Source organism: Streptomyces sp. A18, assembly GCF_059026065.1.
Genome location: NZ_JBWLKL010000052.1, coordinates 16,661 through 41,533, shown reverse-complemented (window position 1 = coordinate 41,533; position 24,873 = coordinate 16,661). Strand labels below are relative to the sequence as shown.

The window sequence follows — 24,873 nt, the reverse complement described above, 5'->3', positions numbered from 1 at the left end:
CTGCTTGGCGAGGCGGGAACATCCGTCGGCGACCAGGTCCCCGTCCTCCGGGATGTGGTCGAAGATCTCCTGGCGGAGCACGAAGTAGCCGCCGTTCTCCCACAGCGGCAGTTCGCTCACCGCGGTGATGCCCCCCACCAGGCCGTCCTCGCCCAGCTCCACGCAGTGGAACGAGGACTGCGGCGGCACCACCATCATCGACGCCCCGGCGTCGCGCCGGGCGAACCGGTCGATCATCTGGGGCAGCGGGGCGTCGGTGAGCACGTCGGCGTAGTTGGCGAGGAACATCTCGTCGCCGTCCAGGTGGTGCCGCACCCGACGCAGCCGCTCCCCGATCGGTGACTCGATCCCGGTCTGCGCGAACGTGATCGTCCAGTCGGCGATGTCGGTGGAGAGCAACTCGGTCTGCCCGCCCCGCAGTACGAAGTCGTTGGACGTCGTCTCCTCGTAATTGAGGAAGAAGTCCTTGATGTGGTGCGCCCCGTACCCGAGGCACAGGATGAACTCCGTGTGCCCGAAGTACGCGTAGTAGCGCATGACGTGCCAGATCAGCGGCCGGGGGCCGACCATCGCCATCGGCTTGGGCATGTCGTCGGCGGCTCCGCTGCGCATGCGCAGTCCATAACCGCCGCAGAACAGGACGACCTTCATGGCTTGACCTCGACAATGCTCAGTTCCGGGACGGGAAAGACGAGACGGCCGCCCCAGGCGTGCACGAAGGACAGCTGCTCGACCAGCTCGTCCCGCAGGTTCCACGGAAGGACCAGGACGTAGTCCGGGCGGTCGGCGGCTATCTGCTCGGGCGGCAGGATCGGGATGCGGGTGCCCGGGGTGAACCTGCCGTGCTTGTAGGGGTTGCGGTCGACCGTGTACGCCAGCAGGTCGGGCCGGATTCCGCAGTGGTTGAGCAGGGTGTTGCCCTTGCCCGGTGCTCCGTAGCCGACGACCCGCTCGCCGCGCTCGGTCGCGTCGATGAGGAACCGCAGCAGGTCCCTGCGCACCTTGGCCACGCGGGCGGAGAACTCGGTGTACCCCGACAGCTCCTGGAGCCCTGCGGCCTTCTCCCGGGCCAGCACATCGGCGACCCGTGGGGACACCTCGCCGGCCACCCCGACCGGCCGGGCCCACAGCCGGATGGAGCCGCCGTGCGTGGGCAGCAACTCGACGTCCACGAGGGCGAGTCCACCGCTGGCGAGGGCTCGGATCGCGGACGCGACCGTGTAGTACTGGAAGTGCTCGTGGTAGATCGTGTCGTACTGGTTCTCCTCGATCAGGGTCAGCAGGTGCTGCACCTCGATGGAGACCCAGCCGTCGTCGGCGACCAGGGCGCGCAGCCCCTGGGTGAACCCGACCACGTCGGGGATGTGCGCGTACACGTTGTTCGCCACGACCAGGTCCGCCGGGCCGTGCTCGGCGCGGGCGGCGGCGCCGGTGTCCGGGCTCAGGAACTCCGTGAGCGTGGGCACACCCGCTTCCCGCGCCGCGGCACCGACGTTCACCGACGGCTCGATGCCGAGGCAGCGGATCCCCCGGTCCACCAGGTGCTTCAGGAGGTAGCCGTCGTTGCTGGCGACCTCGACCACGAAGGCGTCATCGCCCAGGTCAAGTCGCTGTACGGCATCGGCGACGAACGTACGCGCGTGCTCCACCCAGGAGGTCGAGAAGGAGGAGAAGTACGCGTACTCCTTGAACGTCTCCTCCGGTGTGATCAGCGGCGGGATCTGCGCGAGCCAGCAGTCGGTGCAGACCCGCAGATGCAGCGGGAACGCGGGCTCCGGCTCGTCCAGTTGGTCCGCGGAGAGAAAGCTCTCGCACGGCGGTGTCGCCCCCAGATCGACGACGCTCCCCATCGCCGCCGAGCCGCAGAGTCGGCATCGTGTCATCTACTGCCCCCATCCCTGCCCGCGCGGGTGCCCCGCCGCGAGCCCAGTGCTGACCGACCCGCGATCGCGGTGCGGTACCCCTCCACCAGACGGTCGAGACCGACGGCAGGGCTGAACCCCTGCTCGTATCGGCGTCGGGCCGCCCGGCCCATCTCCCGGTTGCGGACGGGATCGGCCGCGACCCGGCGTATGCGGGACGCGAGCGATGCCGCCTCTCCCGGCCGGTGCAGCAGTCCGGTCACCCCGTCGTCGACGAGTTCGACGAAGGCGCCGTGACCGGCGGCGACGGCCGGGACCCCGGCCGCCATCGCCTCGACGACCACCAGGCCGAAGGCCTCCAGCCACGTCGAGGGAGCCACCACGGCCACCGACCGGGCGATGGCCTTCCGGCACTCCGCCGTGTCGTACAGGCCGACGTACCGCACGTCGTCCCGGCCCGCGGCCCAGGCGGTCACCTCCGGTTCCAGCGGCCCCGTCCCGGCGATCACGAGCGGTACGCCCACACCGCCGTCCGCCGCGATCTCGTCCCACGCGGCCATGAGCAGCCGCACGCCCTTGGCCTCCGCGAGCCGGCCGAGGTAGAGCAGGTGCTCGCCGTCGTCCGACCGGCGGGCGTCCGGGTCTGGCACGAAGTTGTGCTTCACCGCAAGGCGTTCGGCCGGCATGCCTGCCGCCACGAGGACGTCGCGCTGCGCCGCGGAGATGCAGAAGAACCGCTCCACGCCGGACCACCACCGCCGCCGGTTGACCGACAGGCTGACCGCGAGCGGCACCGTCGCGAGGCGCGATCCGCGGTAGCAGCCGTGCCGGACGGCGGGCAGCGGCGCCCTCCCGACGCACTCGGTGCATGGCCTGCCGTCCCGCTGCAGCGTGCCGGGCGGGCAGATCTGGGTGTAGTTGTGCAGCGTGGCGACGGCGGGCACGTCGGCGTCGGCGCAGGCGGCGATGACCGCGGGCGACAGGAGCGGGAAGACGTTGTGGACGTGCACCACGTCAGGGCGTGAGGTGCGCAGCCGGGCGGCGAGCTCCGAGCGGACCGCCGGGTTCCACGGCACGAGGAGCGGCAGAGCGGCCTTGCTCGGCAGCGACAGCGCGGCGATGTCGTCGCTGCGCCGCTCGAACAGCTCGACCCGGTGGCCGGCCGCGCGCAGCAGCTCCACCTCCTGGTCGACGACCTTGTTCTCCCCGCTCGGCTGCGCCGAGGCGTAGCGGTTGTGCACCACGAGGACGTGCATGCTCAAGTCACCTCCGATCTCTTGGCCCAGCGCGGGATGCGCCGTGGTCGGGAGACCACGGGCTTCGGCAGGGGGGTGGCCTCGGCGGGAGCCGCCAACAGCGAGGCGGCCAGGGCCAGATGGAGCAGATACGGCGATGCGTCGCCAAGACCTGCCTCGGTGTACGACGCGATCGCGCAGTAGCTGATCAGGAAGAGCGCGCAGGCCCTCGACAGCGACGGCGGCCGCAGCAACGCGACACCGCCGAGCACGGCGATGATCATCGCCACGATGGCGCCGCCGATCAGACCCTGCTCGTGGTAGACGGCCAGCCAGCTGTTGTCGATCGGAAGGCCGCCGAACGACTTGTCTCCGAGGCCCGCGCCGAACAGCTGCTCCGAGGTCGACCGGGGCGCCGCGAGCAGGGCGTCCCAGACCTTGGCCCGGCCGTTGAGGCTGGAGAAGTACTCCTGGGTCTGACCGCGCAGGAACCACGCCTGCAGCGCGGAGCTGAACCCCACCACGGCCACCACGGCGCACACCACCGCCCAGGCGAAGAACCGGCGCGCTGCGGCGCTGGTCAGGACGAGCGAACCGATCGCGAGGACGAGGCCGATGAGCAGTCCGAGCGTGGCCGTCCGGGTATGGGTCAGCGCGAGCAGGGCGAAGGACGGCACGATGACCACCGCCGCGCTGACCTTGTCGGTCCTGCGGCCCATGAGCAGCAGCACGGTGAGCCCGATGATCACCGCGGCGTACTGGCCGATCTGGGGCGGGGTGAGCGGCCACAACGCGCCGACCAGCCGGCCGCCGTAGACGTCGGGCATGGCCGCGCCCGGTGAGATGAGCGCGCCCGCGGCCACCGAACCGAGCACCGCGAAGTAGATCCGGATGTGGTGCCGTACGAACGTCAGGCCGCCGTCCCACCAGCGGCTGAGCAGCCACAGGGTGGCGACGAAGAGAGCGAACCTGGCGCAGCGGAACAGCGCGCCGAACCCGGACTCCAGGTCCACGCTGGAGATCACGCTCGGCACGAGGAGCAGGGTGAGCAGGAACACGAAGGCGCTGGGCCGGATGGTCGGCCGGAGATTGACCGCGAGCGCCAGTGCGAACGCGGCGACCAGGGCCCCCATGGTGACCATCTGGATGAGGGAGCGGGGCAGCGGGATGATGGTCTCGGCACCCGCGGAGCCGAGCGTGTTGAGGATCAGCAGCCCCCAGACCGTGCCGACGATCTTCGGCGTGTGGTCCGTGCCCATCTCAACCACCGCTCCGTGGACGGAAGGTGCTGCCCGCGTCCTGCTCGTGCGGAGCGCCCTGCCACTGTCCGAAGTCGAGCTTTCCGCTCGGGTCGTGGGCGACGAAGCTCCACGGTCCGATGTAGACGTTGTCGTGCCAGCGGTTGTCCTGTTTCCGGGTGATGGCGTCGGCCACCCGCGTGCCCTTGTACGGCGACCAGTCCGGATAGGTGCCGTAGTTGGCGAGGACCGCCATCAGGCCGCACTGCGCCTTGCACTTGACGACGGACGCGTCGAGGTCGAAGCGGTTGTCGTGGATGTCGACCCGCTGGGTCTTCCACCGGCAGTCGGCGTAGAGCGGTGCCGTGGTGATGCCCGGCCGCTCACAGCGGTCGGTGTCCTTCACCAGCAACGTGCAGTCACCGGACGAGGTGTTGGCCGGGCTGTTGCAGAACCGGTCGGCGTTCTCCCACAGGGTGATCCCGGACCAGTTGTCCTCGAGGACGTTCTTGTAGACCTCGACCTTGTCCGTGCGGGCCTTGACCCGTGGTTCGCCGCCGGACTCGGACAGGTAGATGGTCGCGAACGGGAAGTCGTCGCCGCGGTCGGCGTACCTGCGGCCCTCGACCCAGTTGTTCCGCCGGATCGTGTTCTTCCGGATGACCGCGTTGTAGCTGGTCTCGTAGATCAGCGCGGCACCGTCGTTGGCTTCAAGGACGTTGCCCTCGATGCGGAAGTCGTTGTTGTTCGTGTCCGCCCACAACCCCGTTCCCCGGTTGTCGTGCACCCAATTGCCGCGGACGTCGGCGCCGTTGACGGCCCAGAACTTGATGCCGCCCGTGCAGCCGCAGCCCTTGCGCCGCCGCTCCCAGTCGTCGGTGTTGTTGCCCACGATCTCGTTGCCCTCGATCACCAGGTCGCGGATGGCGTCGCCGGGCTTGTACGCGTTGATTCCGTACTGACCGTTCTCGCGCAGGCAGTTGGCGCGGACCTTCTGGCGGGCCCCGGCCATGAGACCGGCGCCGGAGTTGTGCTCGATCGTCGCGTGCTCGATCACCCAGCCGTCGGCCGAGTCGTGGTTGACCACGCCTTGGTCCTGCGGCGCGACGAAGCGCCGCACGGTCAGGTGGCGGATGGTGACGTCGCGGGCGCTGCCGCCGAACGCGTACTGGTTGGTCTTGTGCCCGTCGAGCACCGCTCCTGGTGCGCCGAGGTAGCGGTTCCCCTTCTTGGGGATGACCTGGGCGTAGCGGTCCGGATCGAGCCTGTGGTTGCCGGGACGGAGCCAGAACGTGGTGTTCGCGGGGCTGCTCTTGGTCTTGGCGGCCAGGTCACCGACCACCGAGGGGTCGACCGTCACCGCGCCCGCCGGCGCCTTCGCGGGGCCGGCCGCGGGCTTGGCGCACACCCGGGCCACGGCGCCGGTCGGCGCACCGGACGTCGATGGCGCACCGGACTCGGACGGCGCACCGGTCGGCTCCGCCCGGTCGCCGGGCGCGCTCTCGCAGCCGGTCACCGCCAGCAGGACCAGCACCAGCGGTGCCACCGGCAACGCCCAGTGCCGCTTCTTGACCCCCACGTGTCCCATCCCCCTAGCCGCAGAACCTGAGTACGGTCGTGAACCCCTCCGGAGCGGCGAAGCCGGTGCCGACCAGCGTGGTGGCGGGTTCCTTGCGCCCGAAGCCCGCGGAGTACCAGCCGAGCGGCGGGTCGCTCTCGCCGCGGTGCGCCTGCCAGGACAGCTGTCCTGGCAGGTCGAGCACCGCGGAGCGGTCCTCGCCGTCCCGCGTCCAGGTGAGCACCGCCCAGTTCCCCACCAGGTCCGCCGCGATCGCCGGACCGAGGTGGAACGCCAGGCGCACGGCCGCCCGGCGCGGGCCGCGCACCTCGTCGACCACCCGCAACTCCTGGGTCGCTGCGGTCAGTTCCACCCGACGGCGGTGCACGGAGCGCTGATAGCCGTCGTGCTCGGCGCACCAGCTGGCCGTCCCCCCGTCGGACGCGCCGGACGCGCCGGACGTCCGCACGGCCAGGACGCGGCTGCGGGCATGCCGGGTCCACAGGAACGGGCCGCCGGAGACGGACTGGTCGGCGCCGTCCAGCTGCAGGGTGTTGTGGCCGATGGTGGACCGGAAGTACTGCCGCCACTCGGGCTGCCCGTGGTAGCAGAACGTCCCCGGGTCGGCGAGCACGTCGACCCCGTCGTGCCGGACCTCCACGGACAGCGCGTCCGCGTGGGCGTGCGCGGCGATGGCCAGGAACCCGTGCGGACCGCCGTCGCAGCGGCACCAGATCTCGTCCGGGCCGCGCAGGATGGTCATGCCCGCGTCTGCGAAGTGGTCCGGCCTGCCTGCCGGGCGGGCCGCGGCCGGTGCGGTCCCGTCCTTCGCGTACGGCCGGATGAGCGCGGTGAGGAGCGGGGTGCGCACATCGGTGCCAGTCGCCTCCGGCCACCAGTGGAGGCGGCCGAACACGGCGTCACCGGTGGCCAGGAGCGAGGCCCAGCGGTCGGTGCCCGCGCCGTCCACGATCAGACCGTGCCCGTCGTCCGCGTCCCCTTGGCGCGGCGGCCGCAGCCGGCCGTCCACGATGGCCGCGAGCGCGTCGGTCATCCGCAGCAGCACGAGCCGGACCGACGCGGGGACCGGCACGTCGGCGGCGTCCGCCTCGGCCACCGCGGCCAGGCCCAGCTCAAGGACGAGTCCGTGGTACTCGGTGGCCGACTCGCGGTTGAGGCCCGACTCGAAGGTGTTGCTCCGCAGATGCCGATCGAGGGACCGCAGCGCACCCGCTCGCCACTGCTCCGACGAGGGGAACCACCCGAAGGCGCAGGCCGCGGCCAACTGCCCGGCGGCCTCGGCGATGACGTGGTTGTTGGCCGAGGATCCCCGGCTGGGGAAGGCGGCGAGCCAGCGCTGGTGGTGCCAGATCTGGTTCAGCGCCACCGGGTTGTCCTCGAAGAGACCGGCCGCGCCCGGCCAGCCGTCGAGCAGCCTGCGGATCCACACCCAGGACAGCAGCCGGATCCCCAGCTCGATGCCGCTGATCCAGTGCACGCCGCGCAGCGGTGCGTTGGCCGCCCACCACAAGCGCAGATGCTCGGCCACGCGCTCGGCGTACCGCTCGTTCCCGGTGAGCGTGTAGGCGGCGGCGAGCACGGTGAGGTACTGGTGCCGGGAGGGCTCCCAGATCTGCTTGATGTCCCCGACCGCGTCCTCGTCGCGGTACGGCACGTCGAAGGCGTAGCCCCAGGGAGCCCGGCGCCCGGTCTTCGGGTCGTACCACCAGTCCGGGTCGATCAGGTCGTCGCGGACCACGCCGAAGAACTCGGCGTGCCCGGCCATCAGCCGGTCCGCCTCGTCGACGAGGCGTTTCGCGGCGTCCGGTGGCACCGCGGCGATCGTCCCGGCGGGCAGTACGGCGGTGAACCGCGCGCCGGTCACGCTCGGGCAGTCCGGCGGAGTCGACCGCCACCGCCGCCTGCGCACGGCGTCGCCCACCCGACCGCCGATCTCCCGCGGTCCCATCCGGGACAGGCGCCGCAGGTACCAGCCCGGACTCCCCGAACTCACCGTCATCGCGCCCTCGCCAACGTCACCGGCGCGCCGCCGGCAAGTCCGGCCCGCACGGCGAGGGTGGCCGCGGTGGTCGCGACGAGCGACTCCAGCGGCACCGGCATCGGTCCGCCGGACCGCACCGCCCTGATGAACGCGGCCAGCTCGGCGTTCTGGCCCTTGTCGCGGGCCTTGGGCAGCCGCGAGCTGACCCAGCGCTTGCGGCCCACTCCCCCGTCCGCGAAGACCGAGGCACGGACGAAGTCGTCGAGCCGGAGCACCTTGCCGTCGGCGATGAGGTCCAGCGTCTCCTTGGGGAATGCTGCCGCGCCGCTGGTGACGTAGCTGATGGTGGCGGTGGACCCGTCCGGGTAGCGCAGCACGACCTGGAGGTCGTCGCCGCCGGACGTGGCGACCGCGTACACCGAGACCGGGTCGGCCTCGAGGAGCCAGCCGGCCGTGTCGATGAAGTGCCCGCCCTCACCGGCGAACCGCGAGCCCTCGGTGCCCTGTTGGAGGTACCAGCTGCCGTGCTGCAACTGGCCCGCGTTGACCAGATAGCGGAGGCTCGCGGGGCCGGTCCGGGCGCCGAACCGCTTCCTGGCCTCCTGCAGCAGCGGCGCGAACCGGCGGTTGAAGCCCACCTGCAGCCGGTCGTTGCCGGACTCCTCCACCGCGGCCAGCACACCGGCGAGCTCGTCCTCGCTGAGGGCCAGGGGCTTCTCGACGAACACGGCCTTGCCGGCGAGGAGTGCCCTGCGGGTCAGTTCGGCGTGCGAGCTGTGCCGGGTGACCACGAACACGGCGTCGATGGACGGGTCGCCGAGCACGGCGTCCAGATCGGTGGTCGCCTCGGCGAAGCCGAACTTCCGCTTCGCGTTGGCCCCGGACAGTGCCGTGGTGGTGACGACCGTGGACAGCTCGACGCCGTCGCGCCGCGTGAGGTGCGGCAGCAGCATCGACGTCGCGTAGTTCCCGGCGCCGACGAAGGCCAGGCGCACGGGCGTCGTGGTGGACAAGGCCGGACTCCGTCTCACGTTCACCGCGGGCACGGTCACGACCGGGGCCGCGGCCTCCTCTCGGCCCGTCCGGTCGGGGTAGCGGAACAGCACCGCCACGGCCTTCAAGTCACCTTCCTTCAGGCGCTGGTACGTCTCGACCGCGTCATCGAAGTCGGCGACGTGGGAGACCAAGGGCTCCACGTCGACGCGTCCTCGGGCCACGAGGTCGAGGAAGCACGCCAGGTTGCGGCGCTCGGTCCAGCGCACGTAGCCGATGGGGTAGTCGCGACCCTCGAGCTCGTACTCCGGGTCGTAGCGTCCGGGGCCGTACGAGCGGGAGAACCGGACGTCGAGTTCCTTCTCGTAGTACGCGTTCCACGGCAGGTCGAGGCGGCACTTGCCGATGTCGACGACCCGGCCGCGGTCCCGGCAGAGCCGGGCGGCCAGCTCGACGGGTTGGTTGCTGGCTCCGCCGGCGGCCAGATACACCTGGTCCGCGCCGTGACCGCCGGTGAGTTCGGCGACGGCGGCCTCGACGGCCGCGGACCCGGGATCGCCGCAGGCCGCCGCGCCCAGGCGCTCGGCGAGCTCGCAGCGCACCGGGTCGGGGTCGACGCCGACGACGCGGGCCCCGGAGGCGGCGAGGAGCTGCACCACCAGCTGCCCGATCAGGCCGAGGCCGATGACGAGGGCCACGTCGCCGAGCTGTGGCTCGCCGCGCCGGACGCCCTGCAACGCGATCGACCCGACGGTGCCGAAGGCCGCGTGCCGCGACGCGAGGCCGCCCGGCACCGGGGCGTAGAGGTTCTTGGGCACCCAGTTCAGCTCGGCGTGCAGCGCGTGCTCGTTGCCCGCGCAGGCCACGAGGTCGCCGACCTTCACGTCGTCGATCCCCGCGCCGACCTGCTCGACCACCCCGCACAGCGAATAGCCGAGGGGGGTGTAGGAGTCCAGCTTTCCCATCACCTTGCGGTAGGTGGCGGGCACCCCGTTGGTGGCCACGCTCTGCACGACCTTGGCCACCTGGTCCGGCCGGGAGCGGGCCTTGCCGAGCATCGACATCCCGGCCTCGGACACCTTCATGAGCTCGGTCCCGGTGGATATCAGCGAGTAGGCGGTGCGGACGAGGACACCGCCCGGCTTGCATCCCGGCACCGGCACGTCGAGCACCGCCAGCTCGCCGCTCTTGTAGTTCTGAACAACCTGCTTCACCCGAACTCCTCTGATTCCTAAGCCGTTAACCGAGTGCTCTGGCCGGACCCAGCGGTCGCGTCGCGGTACCAGTACTCGAGGGTCAGCACATGCCACAGATGCTTGGAGAAGTCCCGCTGCCCCGCGGCGTCCTCGGCGACCATCCGCGCCAGCGCGTCGCGGCGCAGGAACCCGGAGTTGACGAGCACGCCGTCGTTGACCACCTCGCGCACCAGCGGCGCGAGATCCCGGCTCATCCAGGCCCGCAACGGGGCGCTGAACAGGCCCTTGGGCCGGTAGACGATCTCCCGGGGCAGGATCGAGGTGGCCGCCTCCTTGAGGACGGCCTTGCCCTGCCGTCCGGCGATCTTGCGGTCGCCGGGCACGGCGAACGCCGCCCTGACCACCTCGACGTCCACGTACGGCACCCGTACCTCGGTCGACGCGGCCATGCTGGAGCGGTCCGTGTACGCGAGGTTCAGGCCCGGCAGGAACATCCGCGCGTCGGCCAGGCACATGCGGTTGACGAAGTCGTCGAGGTCGTTGTCCTCGTAGATCTCCGCGTGCTCGGTCAGTACGTCGTCGACCGTCCCGGCCAAGTCCGGGTTGATCAGGGCGAGCAGCTCCGCCTGGTCGTACATGGTGTAGCTGCGCCGGAACGCGGTCTCCTCCGGCAGGTCGGCGAAGGAGAGGAACCGCTTGGCGAAGCGCACCGACCGGTAGCCACGGCGGGCGGTGGCGACCGGCAGCCGGTCCACGGCCCTTGAAACCCCGCGCCGCAGGGGCCGTGGGACGCGCTGGTAGCGCAGCGCGATCAGGTTGGCCAGGTGCTTGCGGTAACCGGCGAACAGTTCGTCGGCGCCCATCCCCGAGAGCATCACCTTGACCCCGGCCTCCCGGGCTGCCTGGCAGATCAGGAACGTGTTGATCGCGGCGGGGTCGCCGATCGGCTCGTCCAGGTGGTATGTCATCCGCGGCAGCAGGTCGAGCACGTTCGGAGCGATCTCGATCTCGTGCAGGTCGACGCCGAACCGCTCGGCCACCTGCCGGGCATGGCGCAGGTCGTCGGGCATCGCCTCGAACTTGGCGTCCTCGGCGCGGAATCCGATCGTGTAGGCGGAGATCCCGGGCCGGTCGCGGGCCGCGAGCGCGGTCAGGTAACTGGAGTCGAGGCCGCCGGAGAGGAAGGTCGCCACGGGGACGTCGGAGAGCAGGTGACGTCGGGTCGACTCCTCGACGACGGCGGCCAGGTCCGGCTGCTCGCCGTTCCGGGCCCGCTCCCTGCCCTCGGCGGCGACGTCCCGCAGGTTCCAGTAACTGCCGCGCTCCATACGGCCGTCGGGCCTGCACCGCAGCCAGCTCCCCGGCGGCAGCTTCTCCGCCTCGCGGAACGCGCAGCGCGAATCCGGCACCCAGTAATAGAGGAGCGAGGCCACCAGCGCCGCCTCGTCCACCTGCAGCGACCCGCCGGTGGCGGCGGCGAGCGCCTTGAGCTCGGAGGCGAACGCCAGTCCCGTACCGCGCCGGAGCAGGAACAGCGGCTTGATGCCCAACTGGTCGCGGGCGAGCACCAGTTCACCGGTCCGCTCGTCGAAGATCCCGAACGCGAACATGCCGCGCAGCCGGGGCAGGCAGTCCGTGCCCCAGCGCCGCCAGGCCTCCAGGAGCACCTCGGTGTCGGAGGTGCCGCGGAAGCGCACCCCGGCGGCGGCCAGTTCGGCCCGCAGCTCGGGCGCGTTGTACAGCTCGCCGTTGTACGTCAGGGCGAGGCCGTCCGAGACCATCGGCTGGGCGCCGGTCTCGGACAGGTCGATGATGGCGAGTCGGCGGTGCCCGAGGTGCACCTCGCCGTCACCGGTGGTGTGGTCGTACCGTCCGGCCCCGTCCGGGCCGCGGTGAGCGAGGGTATCGGTGAGCCGGTCGGTCACGACCTTCCCGTCCGGCCATCGGTAGGTACCTGCTATGCCACACACGTCTTACCGCGCCTCCTGGTCGGTGTCCGGGACTCGTACGGCCCGTGAGGGCTGCTCCGTCGACGGCCGGCCCGCCCCGTTCTGCCGGGCGAGGCGTTCGCTCTGGCCGCGCAGCGCGGTGTGCAGCCCGTCCCACAGGGTGCCGTCGGTCCGGTCCCGTGGATCGGGGTCGATCAGCACGACACCGGTCACCGGGATGAGCAGGTCCGCGAGCTGGCGCGCCACGGTGTGCAGCCACGCGGTGTTCCCGTGCCCGGCTCGTACGACGAGCACGGTCTGGGATCCGAGGTCCGGGAGGCCGGTCCACGCCGTGCCCGGCGCGATCGAACCGACCCCGATCCGGCGCTCCTCACGCGGCACGGCCGCGGCACGCTCGCCGCTGACGACGGCCGGATCTCCCGGCTTCTGGCGGTAGTTGGCGAGCTGCGGGCCCGGCAGGCCGTCGACGACGACCACCGGCCCCTCCGCCGCCAGTGCCCTGGCGAGGTCCATGGCGATCACGCTCGTGGTGCGCGCACAGCCCAGTTCGAGGAGCGACACCGGTTCCGCCGAACTACGCACGGTGCGGGACAGGGTCGCGGTGAGCCGTTCATGCGCCGCCCGGGTCCGTCTGCTCTGCCAGAGCCCGAATCGCAGGCGGGGCACGCCGCGCAGCTCCGCGATGACCGAGGCGCCCAGGTTCGCCGCGATCTCCCGGCGCAGCACGGGGCGGTTCGCCACCACCGTGCCGACCGCGGCCACCGCGAGCCCGATGACGAGCCCGATGACGAGCCCGATCGCGGCGTTGGTGACGAGGGCCTTGGGCAGGGAGTGCTCCACGGCGCGCGGGGCGTCCACGATCTGCGTGCCGGCCACGACCTTGGGCGTGCCCATGCGCGCCTCCTCGGCGCGCAGGTCGAAGTCGGCGATGCGCGAGGTGAGTTCGGCCCGGCGGGCGTAGAGCGACTCGATGCCCGCCGCCGCCTCCGGGTCGGCCTCCGGGTCGGTCTCCGGCGACCTGTCCCCGATCGTCTCGTTGACCTTGGCGAGTTCGGTCCGCATGCGGTCACGCTGGTCGCCCAGGGCCTTGGCCTCGGCCTTCGCGGCTTCCTGCATCCGCCGTACGTGGTCGGCGACGAACGCGTCCGCCAATGCCTTGGCACGGGCGACCGCTTCCGCGTCGCTGTCGGCCGTCACATCGATCTGCAGCAGGTTGTTGGTCAGGCCGGTGCCGCGGTAGTCCTGCATGAAGTCCGCCGGGCGTTCAGAGGACTTGAGGGACCGCAGGGCCTTGTCGGCGATCCGCGTGGTCTGCAGCACTTCCACGTCGGTGCGGATCAACGTGCCGGTGTCGTTCGGCTGGTCCTCCTGATGCGCGACCAGCAGCTTGGCCACCGCGGCCGGCGGCGGCGGCCGCAGGACCGCCAACGCCGCACCGATCAGCAGCCCGATCAGCGCGAGGGAGCTCCAGAGGCGCCGGCGCCTGCGCACCGACACGACCAGCGCCTGCAGGTCGAGCAGCGGTGTGGCTGCCGACGCATCCGAAGTCGTACTCGTCGTCACACTGAACCTCCCGTCGCGCCGCCGCGAGCGGCGAGCGCCGGAGTGGGGTTGTCCGGGGTATGGCCGTCGGGCCGTGTCGGGCGGTCCCGGACCGTGCAGGCGACGACGATGCCAACGACCTCGTGTCGGCCGTCCGCACACGCCCCGGCGATGCCGGAGAGCTCCCCGGCGGTCCAGTTGCCCGCGCTGAGCACGACCAGGGCGCCGGACTCGGCGTCGCGGTCCGGCACCATCGGCTGGGACACCGAGACCTCCACCACCCGCGGCATCAGATCGTTCGTGGCCTCGGCCGCGAGCTGCGCGGCGGCCCGGCGGGCGATCTCGTCGCCGTCCGGCACGACGACCAGCAGCCGCCGTGCGCCCGGTAGTTGGACCCTCAGGCGGGCCCACACCCGCCGGTAGCGGATCCGCGTGCCCGCTTCGTCGACGGACGTCTGCGGGGCCGGTATGTCCCACCGGGTGTCGATGTCCAGGAACCGGCGCAAGCGGGCCCGCGCGCCGTGGGCTTCGGGCCGGAGCGCGGACCGTTCACCGGGCACGTCGACGGTGCCGATGAGCGCCGAGCCGAGCGCCGCTGCGATCTCAGGTTCGGTACGCAGTCGGCGGCTCCCCCGCACGGCGGCGAGATGACCGATGACCGCGACCAGGAAGAACAACAGCGCCCCTGCGACGATGAATTGCGTCCTCGTCGGCGGTGCCTCACCGGTCGGCCGGACGGCGGGGCCCATGACGACCATGCCCGCCTTGTCGGTCGCCGGGTCGGCCTCGTCCAGCTTCGTCATGGCCTCCTGCAGCTCGGTGCGCAGCTGCTCGAGTTCGGTACGGACCTGTACGCCCTCCACGGTCCGCCCCGGATCGGCCGACTTGGCCAGTTCGGTGATGAGGCGGTTGGTCTCCACGACCTTCTTCCGCAGCGCCTCGGGCCCCGTGGCCGCGTCGGGGTCGCCGCCCGCGATCCTGGCGGTGAACGCGACGAACTCCTTGGCCACCCGGTCGGAGAGCTGCTGCGCGCGCTCCGGTGTCTCTGCCGTACCCGAGATCTTGATGATGTTCCCGTCCGCGGCCTTGGCGCTCACTCGTTCCCGCAGCTCACTGCCGCTGACGCCGCTCCAGCCGAGCGTGGTGGCCGCGCGGTCGGTCACCGCCGAACTGGCGGCGATCTCCGCCTGGGTCAGCAGCTCGCGCTCCTCCCACTTCCCCGCGAGCAGGACCGACGTCGACGTCGTGTACCGCGGCGGGAACAGCACCGAGGTGCCGTAGCCGACGAGCGCGCCCACCACGGCGAGGACGACGAGAAGCCGCCAACGCCGGCGGAGGATCCGACCGATCGTGACCAGCCGTATCGTGTCATCGCCCACGGCGCGGCCTCCTCCCCGCCAGGCCCCGGCCGTCCGCCGACACCGGGGTGCGGCCGTGGCAGGCGACGGCGTAGGCGGCGAGCAGCGATGCCTGCGAGTTCCGCCAGGAAAGGTCGCCGCTGATCCGCTCTTGGCCGATCTTGCCCATCCGGGCCCGCTTCTCCGGGTCGTCGAGGAGCAGCTCGATGAGCGCGGCGAAGGCGGCCTCGTCGTTGGCGGGCGCGTACACGGCTGCTTCTCCGGCGGAGACGCGCGCCTCCCGGAGGTCGAACGAGACGATCGGCCGCCCCATCGCCATGTACTCGAGGACCTTGTTCATGGTCGACACGTCGTTGAGCGGATTGCGCGGGTCGGGAGACAGGCACACGTCCGCGGTGGACAGGTAGCGCACCAGGTCGGCGTCCGGGATGCGCCCGGTGAACTGCACCTGTTCGGAGAGCCCGAGCCGCCCGGACAACTCCACCATCGCGTCGAAGGCGTCGCCGGAGCCGACGAACACCGCATGCCAGTCGGTCCGCCCGAGCTCGTCCCGCAGCTTCGCGAGGGCACGCAAGGCGTAGTCGACGCCGTCCTGCGGGCCCATGACACCGAGGTAGCACAGCAGATGGGGCTTGCCGCGCTTCAACTCCGGCTCGGGCGGCACCGGTTGGAACCGCTCGATCGCGGGCGCGCTACGCACCACGAAGACGTCCGCGGCGCGTCGGCCGCCACGGCGCATCGCGACGTCGCGGTAGCTCTCGTTGGTGGCGAGCACGACGTCCGCGGCCCGGTAGGTCATGCGTTCCAGCGCGCACACGGCGCGGTAGAGCAGGTCTTCGCCGCGGTCGAACCGGGAGAGGTACAGCTCGGGCACCAGGTCGTGCTGGTCGAAGACGAACCGCGCGCCCTGCCGCTTCAGCCACAGTGCGGGCAGGAACAGCAGGTCGGGCGGGTTGCAGGCGTGGACCACGTCGACCGGCCCGACCTTCCGGGCGAGCCGCATCGTGTGCCACAAGGCCGATCCGTACTCCCGCAGGTAGCCGCCGGGACCTCCGGTGGCCGCGCGCAACGGGTAGCGGTGGATCCGCACCCCGTCGATCTCGGCCTCCGGCTCCGTGTCGCGCTTGCTCCCCTGGGGGCAGATGACGTGCACGGTCCATCCGGCGTCGCGCAGCGTCGTGCACTCTTGCCACACCCGCCGGTCGAAGGGCACCGACAGGTTTTCCACCAGGATCAGCGCGCGTCGGCCAGGCCGGTCGCCGCTGATCATGTCGTCGAACGATGTGTCACCAAGCAAGGCCCACGTACCCGGGTTCGGCCCGGCGCGCTTCGGCGTCGGGAAGGTGGATGAGGTCGATGAGCACCGGTCCCTCGCCATGGGGCAGCGCGGACAGGACGGCAGGATCCCTGGTACCGACCAGGCATACCTCGGAGTGTTCGAGTACTTCGCCGACGGAGTCCGCGAGCAGCTGCGCGAGGTGCGGAAGGCGGGTCTCGATGTACTCGCGGTTCGCGCCGATCAGCCGGGACAGGCTCACGTTGGCGTCGTAGATCTTCAGGTCGTAGCCCTTGCCGAAGAGTCTCTCCGCCAGCTCGACGAGCGGGCTCTCGCGCAGGTCGTCGGTGCCGGGCTTGAAGGAGAGGCCGAAGAGGCCCACCCGGCGCTTGCCGGTGCGCTCGACCAGCTCCACCGCGCGCTGCAGATGGTCGGAGTTGGAGGGCAGTACGTGGGCGAGGATGGGCACCGAGACGTCCGCCCGTCGCGCCGCGTGGACCAGGCTGCGCAGGTCCTTGGGCAGGCAGGAGCCGCCGAAGGCGAAGCCGGGACGCAGATAGGCGGGGCTGATGTTCAGCTTGCGGTCGGACAGGAACACGTCCATCACCTGGTGCGAGTCCACCCCGAGCGCCTGACACACCGCGCCCAGTTCGTTCGCGAAGCCGATCTTGAGGCCGTGGAACGCGTTGTCCGCGTACTTGATGGCCTCGGCCGTCGGGATCGGCACCCGGAACACCTCGCCGGGCAGGCCTTCGTACAGCGCCGCCACCGCGTCGCCGCTCGCCGGGTCGAACTCGCCGACGACGGTCTTGGGCGGGTCGAAGAAGTCCCGCACGCTCGTGCCCTCGCGCAGGAACTCCGGGTTGACCGCGACCCCGAAGTCCACCCCGGCCGTGCCGCCGACGTGCTTCTCCAGGATCGGTACAAGGAGGTTGAGGCAGGTGCCCGGAAGCATGGTGCTGCGGAACACGACGGTCTGCCGCCCGCCGCGCTCGGCGAGCGCGGTGCCGATCTGTTCGGTGACCCGCTCCAAGTACGTGGTGCACAGGCTGCCGTTGGGCTCCGACGGCGTGCCCACGCACACCAGCGTCACCTCGCTGTCCATGATCGCTTCGCGGACGTCGGCGGTGGCGCGCAGCGCTCCGCTCCGCACGACCTCGGCGATGAGCTCGCCGATCCGCTCCTCGACCACCGGTGCCTTGCCGTCGTTGACCAGGTCGACCTTCACCTGGTTCACGTCCACACCGATGACCTCGTGGCCCATGCTGGCCAGGCACGCGGCCGACACGCAGCCGACGTAGCCAAGACCTAAGACGCTGACTCTCATGACGCGTTCCTCCCCCTGGGCAGGCCCTGTTGGCCTGCCGTCCGCTCGCCGACCGGACGACGCCCTGCGCGCATCAGTAGGCCCCCTGCCCCTGAAGCACCGCACGCAGCGTCTTCCACAAGATCACTGAATCCAGGGCGAGCGACCAGTCCTCCACGTACCGAAGGTCGAGCCGGACCGCTTCCTCCCACGGCAGGTCGCTGCGTCCGCTGATCTGCCACAGCCCGGTGAGCCCGGGTTTGACGAGGAGCCGCCGCCGGATGTCCGGGCCGTACGCGGCGGACTCCTCCGGTAAAGGAGGCCGCGGGCCGACGAGCGACATCGATCCGGCGAGCACGTTGAACAGCTGCGGGAGCTCGTCGATCGAGTACCGGCGCAGCATCGTGCCGAGCCGGGTCACCCGCGGATCCCTCCGCAGCTTGAACAGCAGGCCTGCGCCTTCGTTGCTATCGGCCAGCTCGGCGCGTGCCACGTCGGCCCCTGCGACCATGGTGCGGAACTTGAAGATGGTGAACTCGCGGCCGCCCTTGCCGACCCTGCGCTGGCGGTAGACCGCCCCACCGCGACTGTCCACGAGGACGAGCAGCCCGACGAGCACCATCAGCGGCGCGAAGAGCATCAGCAGGATGGCCGCGCCCAGCCGGTCCACGACCTCTTTGACCACGCGGCGGCCACCGGTGAAGGCCGGCATGCTGACCCGCAGCAGCGGGATCCCGAGCACCGCGTCGACGTGCAGCCGGGGCCCCGCCACCTCCATGAGGACGGGGGCGACGACCATCTCGGCGTCGCTGCCCTCGAGGTTCCAGGCAAGGCGCTGCAGCCGGTCCGGCGACCAGTGCGGGTCCGGTGTGACCGCCACGACACGATAGCCGTCGCGGTGTACGTGACTGGCGACGTCCGCCAGCGGCCCGACGACCGGCACTCCGTCCACATGGTCACCGTCGAGGCCGAGACCGTCCGTCGTGCACACCGCCTCCACCCGCCAGCCGAGGTGCGGTGACTTACGGGCTCGGGTGATCAGGTCGAGCACGGTGGTCAGGCTCCCGGCAGCGAGCACCGGTCGCAGGCATCGTCCTTCTTTACGCTGTTTGTGCAGCCATAGGCGCAGCAGATACCGCGCGGTCATCGTGACGAGCGCGATCGCGGGGATCGCGACGAAGATCCAGAGTTTGATGTTGCGGGAGGTGAGGGCGATCCCGCCGAGCGCCAGGACAACGGCCGCCGTGAACAGCGAGCGTCCGAGCCTGCGGAACTCCTCGGCACCCTGGCCGAGCACCGCCGGGGCCCACGCCCGGCTCACCGCGAGCGCGCCCAGCACGAGGAGTTCCGTGCCGAACGCGAGAATGACCCACTTCTCATGCCAGTTGGCCGCGTCGCGGGCCCCGAAGAAGTTGCCGATGGCCCCCACCACGAAGGCGGTGGCCAGAGTGTCGCCGGTGATCACGGTACGTCGGTACCGCTGCTCCCAATCGGTCGCGGGCCGGTCCATCGCCCCGTTCGCCAGACGCCCGCGCGCCGACGGAAACGGGCTGACTAATTCCCCCCTCTGCACAGAACCCCCCAGGTCCCCAGTGGTTCGACGTGTTCGCCCAACACTGCCCCTCCCCCCGGGAGGACCCCTCCCCCCGCGCTGTCACTCCCCGCAGGAGACCCCCGCCCCCCGCGCCGCGCTGTCCCTCCCCACGGGAGACCCCCGCCTCCCGAGCACGACATTCCAGCTGTTCGGCACTGCTCGAAACCCCTCAAACCCCACCCTGGCGGGCAGCGGATCCGCATGCCTTGCCAGACTTTCGAGATGCTCGGAACCCACCGAAACCCCGGGGTGCCCCCGCACCCCAAGTCCCCCTCGGGCTCCCAGAATTGATCACCCCCAAGCCTGACGCCGGGGGACGCGGAACTGGTTGTCCATGGCGCCGGACCTATTGATCATTAATGGTCGCCTCGGGCTCAAACAGCTGAAGCACGGTCAATCTAGACCATCGAGGCCGGTATGGAGAGGGGATGTGTGCAAGTTGTGCTCAACCTTTGTGTCCGGATACACGGATCGGTCACTACTGACGGACACTTCAACGAGGGATACGCCCCTCCTGGCCTGCAATGACTACACTCTCCGACCCCCGGAACCGGAGATCCTCGAGACGTCCAGAACCGGGCAACTGGACGCCGTCCGGGCCGAGTTGAACACCCCCTGACGGCCACATCGTGGCCGTCGCCAACTCCCCTGGATCTAGGCACCGTTGGAGGGGGCGCAGAAATACGGCAGGGGGCGCGGACCGGATCCGCCGGTACCAGAAGCGGAGCGCCCACCGAGCACCCGCGGGAACCGGCCACAACGTCCTGTTCCCCTCCCGCTCCGGCTACTCCAGCCGCTTCGGCCACTCCGGATCACCGGGCGGTTCGGGAGCCTCGGGCACGAGAAGCTCCCCCGCCGGGCTTGAGACGACCGGCGGCGGGTGAAGCCCGGTCGCTCTCACCCGAGCCCCGGTGACCTCTGTTACCCCACTCGCGGTTCCCCCAGCTCCCCCGCTCACCCCGTATTCCCCCAGCTCACCCCGCCGCCGTCTCATTCATCTGTTCTCTATGTGAGACGGCGTTTCGGGATCTCCGCGGGGTCCCTATGGTGGAGCGCATGTTCGGACCCGCCCGTCAGCTCGCTCTCGCGCTCTTCGCGGCCACGCCGTGGAGCGTCGACGACGCGCTCTGTCGCCGCTGACGCCTCGCTCAGCGAGGCCTCACCGAGCGCTGAAGCCCAGGCGCTCACGCGGCCATCGGCCGGCGCTCACGCGAGCCTCGCCCGTCCGACCACCTCCTCCTCCCGCTCCCGGAGACCCCCTTGACCACCGCTCCCGATGCCGGGGCGCCGCCCCGGATCGCCGTGCCCACCCCGTCCCCCACCTCCGCCTCAGCCCCTCCGGCCGAGGCATCGCCGCCGGTCAGGCGAGTGCCGCTCGCGGTCGCCGGCGCCATCGGTGTCGCGCTCTCCGGCTACGTCTTCGCGGAGCACGGGGCCAAGCCCGGAGTCCTGCTGCTGCTCGGCATCGGACTCGGGTTCGCTCTGTTCCACTCCCGGTTCGGCTTCACCTCCGCCTGGCGGCAACTGGTGGCCGTCGGCAACGGCACCGGTCTGCGGGCCCACACCCTGCTACTCGGCACCACCGCGACGCTCTTCGCCCTGATCATCGGCACCGGCAGCGGCCTGTTCGGCTCGGTGCCCGCGCCCAGCGCCGGGCCGATCGGAGTGGCGTTGCTCATCGGCGCCTTCCTCTTCGCCATCGGCATGCAGCTCGGCGGTGCCTGCGCCTCCGGGACCCTGTTTGCCGTTGGTTCCGGCCAGGGCACCATCGTGCTCACGCTGCTCGGCTTCATCACCGGCTCCACCCTCGCCGCCTGGCAGTTCGGCCTCTGGAACGATCTGCCGGCCCTCGACCCGTACGTGCTGTCCGATCACGTCGGCTGGTTCGGCTCCTGGTCCCTGACCATCGCCGCGCTCGCCGCGATCTGGTTCGTCGCCCGCACCGTGCAGGCCCGCCGCAACCCCCCGCCGGTCGGCAACCCGCCGTCCGCGCGCGGCGCCCTCCGCCGTACGGTGCGGGGTTCCTGGCCGCTGGCCGCGGGCGCCGTGGTCCTTTCGGTGCTCGGCGCCGGCGTACTGCTCGTGTCGGGCGGCGCCTGGGGCGTCACCAGCGCGTTCGCGCTGTGGGGCTCGAAGGTCGTGGACGCACTCGGCGGCGCGCCGGAGACCTGGGCCTTCTGGCAGCAGCCCGACAGCGCGGCCCAGCTCTCGGGGCCGGTCCTTGCCGACAAGAACAGCCTCACCGACATCGGCATCATGGTCGGCGCGGCCGTCGCGGCGGCGGCAGGCGGCGTATGGCAGCTGCACCGCAACATCCCCGCCCGCACAGCGCTCGCCGCCGTCATCGGCGGCATCCTGATGGGAGTCGGCGCCCGCCTCGCGGGCGGCTGCAACATCGGCGCCTACCTGGCCGGTATCGCCTCCGGCTCCCTCCACGGCTGGATCTGGGCAGCCGTGGCCATCCTCGGCACCTGGGCGGGTCTGCGCCTGCGCCCGCTGTTCGGCCTGGGCAACCCGAAGCCGACGGACAGCGTCTGCTGACCTGCCACCGCCGCCACTTGCGCGAACGGCGCCAAACGACGCCACTTGCGTGAAGGCCGCGTCCTCCGTGGCACCTCGCGACGAGGCTGCCACGGAGGACGACCGTCAATCCTGGAACCGGCCCGCTACCGGGCGGTGAACGCCCGCACGGAAGACTTCTTGGCACCCCCTCCGTTGATCACGAACTGCGACCCGGGTTCCTTGAAGATATCGCCGTCGCGCGAGTCGCTGATCGTCACGTCCGTGAGCGTCGCGCTGCCGCGTGCGCCGCTCATGGCGAGGATGCCCGAGCCGTTGTTGGACTTGGAGATCGTCACGTCGGAGATCTTCACGTCCGGCATGGCACCGCCACCCGTCTTGAACTGGATGCCGTCGTACGTCGAGTCATGGATGTCGGTGTCGCGGATCGTGACACCGGGGATGTCCGGACCCTGCGCGAACAGCGTGATGGCGCCGAACTCCTGGTCCTCGTTCCAGAACGCGCCGCCGGTGCGGTAGAGCCCGTTGTTCGCGATCAGGGTCTGCCCGGTGAAGGGGATCGGGTCATGGTCGGTCGCGAGCATGATGCCGGGGTAGTTCATCGTGTCGTACACGAGGTTGTTCTCGATCTTGTTGCCGTAACCGCCGTACACAGCGATGCCGTTGGCGCGCCAGGGCAGCTGCACGGTGTTGTTGCGGAAGGCATTGTCGTGGCCGACGTCCACCGATGTGTCCTTGACGTACTTGCTGGCCCACACGGCGAGGGCATCGTCACCGGTGTTGCGGAAGGACGAGTTGAAGACGGTGGAATTCCGGGTGCCGTTGGTGAAGTTGACCCCGTCCGCGTACGTGTTGCGGATGCGCATCCCGGTGAACTCCAGGCCGTCGCCGGGTCCCCACAGCTCCGGGATGTTGCTGTAGTCGCGGCCGACCCACGCGCCCACGTTGGCGTGCTCGATCCACACGTCGTCGATCTTGGTGTTCTTGCCGAAGCGGCCGTTGAGACCGACACCGCCCTCCGCGTTGCCGTCGCCGCCGCGGATGGCGCCCGAGCCGAAGATGGCGATGTCGGAGATCTTGGTGTTGTCGTCGATGTCGAAGCCGAAGTTGCCCTCGTGCGGATGGTTGATGCCGCCCGCCTCGTGCGGCGGGGTCAGCGTGTAGAGCTGGGAGTGCCACATGCCCGCGCCGCGGATCGTCACGTCACGGATGCCCACCTGGTTGAACTGCCCCCGGTTCAAGGGGTCGTCGGTGAGGATCTTCTGCTCCTGGCGCCACTGTCCGGCCGGGATCCACACGCACGCGATGTCGCCGTTCTGGTCGGCGGTCACGGCCCGCTGGATCGCGGTCGTGTCGTCGATGCCGTCGTTCGGGATCGCTCCGTACGTGGTGATCGATGTGCACTCGGCGGGCTTGCTCGCCGCGGGCGCCACCTGCTCCAAATCGATGAGGTCGACGATGTAGAACGCGGCGTCGTCACCGGCGTCGCGCTGCAGCTTGAACTTGGTGCCCGGCGGATACGTCTGCGTGAGCAGTGCGTGCGACTCGTCGAAGAGCCGCCGCGCGTCGCCGCCCGGGGTGTTGGTCAGGCCCTCGGGCTGGTCGGTGTTGCCGTACAGCCAGCTGTGCTTGGAGGACAGGTTCAGCTTCTGCACGAACTTGCCGTCCGCGTAGAGGCTGAGGGTCTTCGACTGGCCGCCGCCGCTCGGCGCGTCGGGAATCGAGTTGCGTACGACGATGGAGTTGGCCGCGCTGGTCGAGCTGAACTCCACGAACTGGCCGGTCGAGTTGAGGCGTACCGACTCGCGCCCAGAGGACTCGGTGGCGAAATTGGTGTGCCCGAAGGTGCGCTCGGCGTCCGCTTCGAGCAGCGTGCCCTCGTACCGACCGTCCTCCGCCTCGTACTCGACGTACGGAGCAGCCGCTCCGCGCCCGACCACGATGGAGCGCGCGAAGACGTTGTTGTTCTCGTTGGTCTCGGTGACCGTGTCCGTGGCGTCGGCGGTCGCGGTGAGCGTGGCGCCGCCGCTGGCCGCGGTCCAGCTGCCGCTGATGTTCACCGTGGCCGTCTCGCCCGCGGCGACGGCCGGAGTCGTGCCGTCGAGGGTGGAACCACCCACCGTCAGCCGGGTCACCGACCCCGAACTCACTGCACTGGTCCCGCGGTTGTGTACCTTCGCGGCGAACGTGACCTTGGCGCCCACGGCAGGGTTCGCCGGGTTGGACGTGATCCCGGTGACCTCGAGGTCGGGACCGGGACTCTGACCGACCGTCAGCTTCTCATCGGCGGTGCGGCTGTTGTTGTCGTCGTTCTGCTCATCGATCGTGTCGCTCGGGTCGACCACCGCGGACACGGTGTAACTCCCCTGCGCGCGCTTGCCGATGCCCACCTTGACGACAGCCGACTCACCGGCACCGAGCGCGGGCACGGAAGCACTGCCCGCGACGGTGCCGCCGAGGCTGACGTTCACCGTGGTCGCGCCCGCTGCCGCACTGCCGGTGTTGCGCACCGTGGCGTTCACGGTGGTCTCGTCGCTCTCGGAGGGCTTCGCGGGATCCCAGGTGAGGTTCGAGACGGTCAGGTCGGGGTTGGGTGCCGGGGTTCCCATCACCTGGAACTCGGCCGCCTGAGCGCCGTATCCGGAGCTGTTGCTGAAGATCTTCAGCTGGACGTCGGCGTACCGGCCACTGACCGGGATGGTCACGGAGTTCCGGTTCCCGGAGGGGTTGAAGCTGTAGTCGGCGCGCTCCTTCAGGGACTTGAAGCCCTGCGCCGACTGCTCACGCCCGAGCACCTCGATGCTCTGCGTACGCGTGGACCAGGCGGTGTCGGGGTTGAGCTTGACGACGACCGATTCGAGATCGGCGTTGGCGCCGAGCTTCACCGTCAGGGTCGACGGATGGCCGCTCGACTCCCAGTAAGTGCTGGTGCTGTTGTCGTTGGCGTTCGTGGCGAAGTAGTTCTGCGTCGACGAGGACGCCTCGATCGGCTTGTTCAGGGCGAGGTTCGCGGGCTCGGCGGCGGGCCGGGCGGCGGCACCGCCGGCACTGACGGGCACCAGACCGAGGGCTATCAGGCCGGCGCTGAGCGCGGCGGTGATCAGCCGCCGGCTGCGTTGCTTCCATCTCATGGCGTCCTCTGTTCCACGGGGAGGGCTGCGGTACCGCGGTGCGCCTAGCCGACGCAGCACGGGGAGGAGCGGGGGGGTCCATGGGCGGGTATTTGAAATTTGCCGAATCCAGT

The 24,873-nt window shown here is 70.7% G+C and carries 15 protein-coding genes; 1 reads left to right on the top strand and 14 read right to left on the bottom strand.

Translation table 11 applies throughout. The features are described from left to right. The 13 genes from AC5P1C_RS39485 to AC5P1C_RS39425 form a co-directional block, all read right to left on the bottom strand. The coding region (locus tag AC5P1C_RS39485) for a glycosyltransferase family protein (RefSeq protein WP_493870813.1) at window positions 1-651 on the bottom strand (651 nt) is incomplete at its 3' end. Next, window positions 648-1,883, bottom strand: coding sequence for a class I SAM-dependent methyltransferase (locus AC5P1C_RS39480; RefSeq protein ID WP_493870812.1), 1,236 nt, complete (start codon window positions 1,881-1,883; stop codon window positions 648-650). The genes AC5P1C_RS39485 and AC5P1C_RS39480, both read right to left, overlap by 4 nt. Next, complete coding sequence (locus AC5P1C_RS39475) at window positions 1,880-3,118, bottom strand: glycosyltransferase (RefSeq protein ID WP_493870811.1); 1,239 nt, start codon at window positions 3,116-3,118, stop codon at window positions 1,880-1,882. The genes AC5P1C_RS39480 and AC5P1C_RS39475 overlap by 4 nt, the downstream gene beginning before the upstream one ends. Before the next feature lie 2 nt (window positions 3,119-3,120). Continuing rightward, complete coding sequence (locus AC5P1C_RS39470) at window positions 3,121-4,356, bottom strand: O-antigen ligase domain-containing protein (protein ID WP_493870810.1); 1,236 nt, start codon at window positions 4,354-4,356, stop codon at window positions 3,121-3,123. 1 nt (window position 4,357) lies between these two features. Beyond that, the gene (locus AC5P1C_RS39465; RefSeq protein WP_493870809.1) at window positions 4,358-5,914 is read right to left on the bottom strand and encodes a right-handed parallel beta-helix repeat-containing protein; all 1,557 of its coding nucleotides are present in this window, start codon (window positions 5,912-5,914) and stop codon (window positions 4,358-4,360) included. A 13-nt stretch (window positions 5,915-5,927) separates the two neighbouring features. Further along, on the bottom strand, window positions 5,928-7,913 hold the full coding sequence (locus tag AC5P1C_RS39460; RefSeq protein WP_493870808.1) for an alginate lyase family protein: 1,986 nt from the start codon (window positions 7,911-7,913) through the stop codon (window positions 5,928-5,930). After that, complete coding sequence (locus AC5P1C_RS39455; protein WP_493870807.1) at window positions 7,910-10,102, bottom strand: bi-domain-containing oxidoreductase; 2,193 nt, start codon at window positions 10,100-10,102, stop codon at window positions 7,910-7,912. Before AC5P1C_RS39455 ends, AC5P1C_RS39460 begins: the two co-directional genes overlap by 4 nt. A 17-nt stretch (window positions 10,103-10,119) precedes the next feature. Next, a complete protein-coding gene (gene asnB, locus AC5P1C_RS39450; protein ID WP_493870806.1) occupies window positions 10,120-12,054 on the bottom strand; it encodes an asparagine synthase (glutamine-hydrolyzing) in 1,935 nt (644 codons plus the stop codon). A 3-nt stretch (window positions 12,055-12,057) separates the two neighbouring features. Beyond that, window positions 12,058-13,596 (bottom strand): Wzz/FepE/Etk N-terminal domain-containing protein, encoded by a 1,539-nt coding sequence (locus AC5P1C_RS39445; protein WP_493870805.1) that lies wholly within the window; start codon window positions 13,594-13,596, stop codon window positions 12,058-12,060. Further along, window positions 13,593-14,954, bottom strand: a complete 1,362-nt coding sequence (locus AC5P1C_RS39440; protein WP_493870804.1) for a Wzz/FepE/Etk N-terminal domain-containing protein — start codon at window positions 14,952-14,954, stop codon at window positions 13,593-13,595. Before AC5P1C_RS39440 ends, AC5P1C_RS39445 begins: the two co-directional genes overlap by 4 nt. Then, window positions 14,944-16,230, bottom strand: coding sequence for a glycosyltransferase family 4 protein (locus tag AC5P1C_RS39435; protein ID WP_493870803.1), 1,287 nt, complete (start codon window positions 16,228-16,230; stop codon window positions 14,944-14,946). Before AC5P1C_RS39435 ends, AC5P1C_RS39440 begins: the two co-directional genes overlap by 11 nt. After that, on the bottom strand, window positions 16,220-17,536 hold the full coding sequence (locus AC5P1C_RS39430; protein WP_493870802.1) for a nucleotide sugar dehydrogenase: 1,317 nt from the start codon (window positions 17,534-17,536) through the stop codon (window positions 16,220-16,222). Before AC5P1C_RS39430 ends, AC5P1C_RS39435 begins: the two co-directional genes overlap by 11 nt. Before the next feature lie 73 nt (window positions 17,537-17,609). Further along, the gene (locus AC5P1C_RS39425; protein ID WP_493870801.1) at window positions 17,610-19,088 is read right to left on the bottom strand and encodes a sugar transferase; all 1,479 of its coding nucleotides are present in this window, start codon (window positions 19,086-19,088) and stop codon (window positions 17,610-17,612) included. Window positions 19,089-20,369: 1,281 nt separating this feature from the next. On the opposite strand from AC5P1C_RS39425, the gene AC5P1C_RS39420 reads away from it, so the two are divergent. Then, window positions 20,370-21,650, top strand: a complete 1,281-nt coding sequence (locus tag AC5P1C_RS39420) for a YeeE/YedE family protein (RefSeq protein WP_493870800.1) — start codon at window positions 20,370-20,372, stop codon at window positions 21,648-21,650. A 125-nt stretch (window positions 21,651-21,775) separates the two neighbouring features. On the opposite strand, the gene AC5P1C_RS39415 is transcribed toward AC5P1C_RS39420, so the two are convergent. Then, on the bottom strand, window positions 21,776-24,760 hold the full coding sequence (locus AC5P1C_RS39415; protein ID WP_493870799.1) for a CARDB domain-containing protein: 2,985 nt from the start codon (window positions 24,758-24,760) through the stop codon (window positions 21,776-21,778). Between the last annotated feature and the right edge of the window lie 113 nt (window positions 24,761-24,873).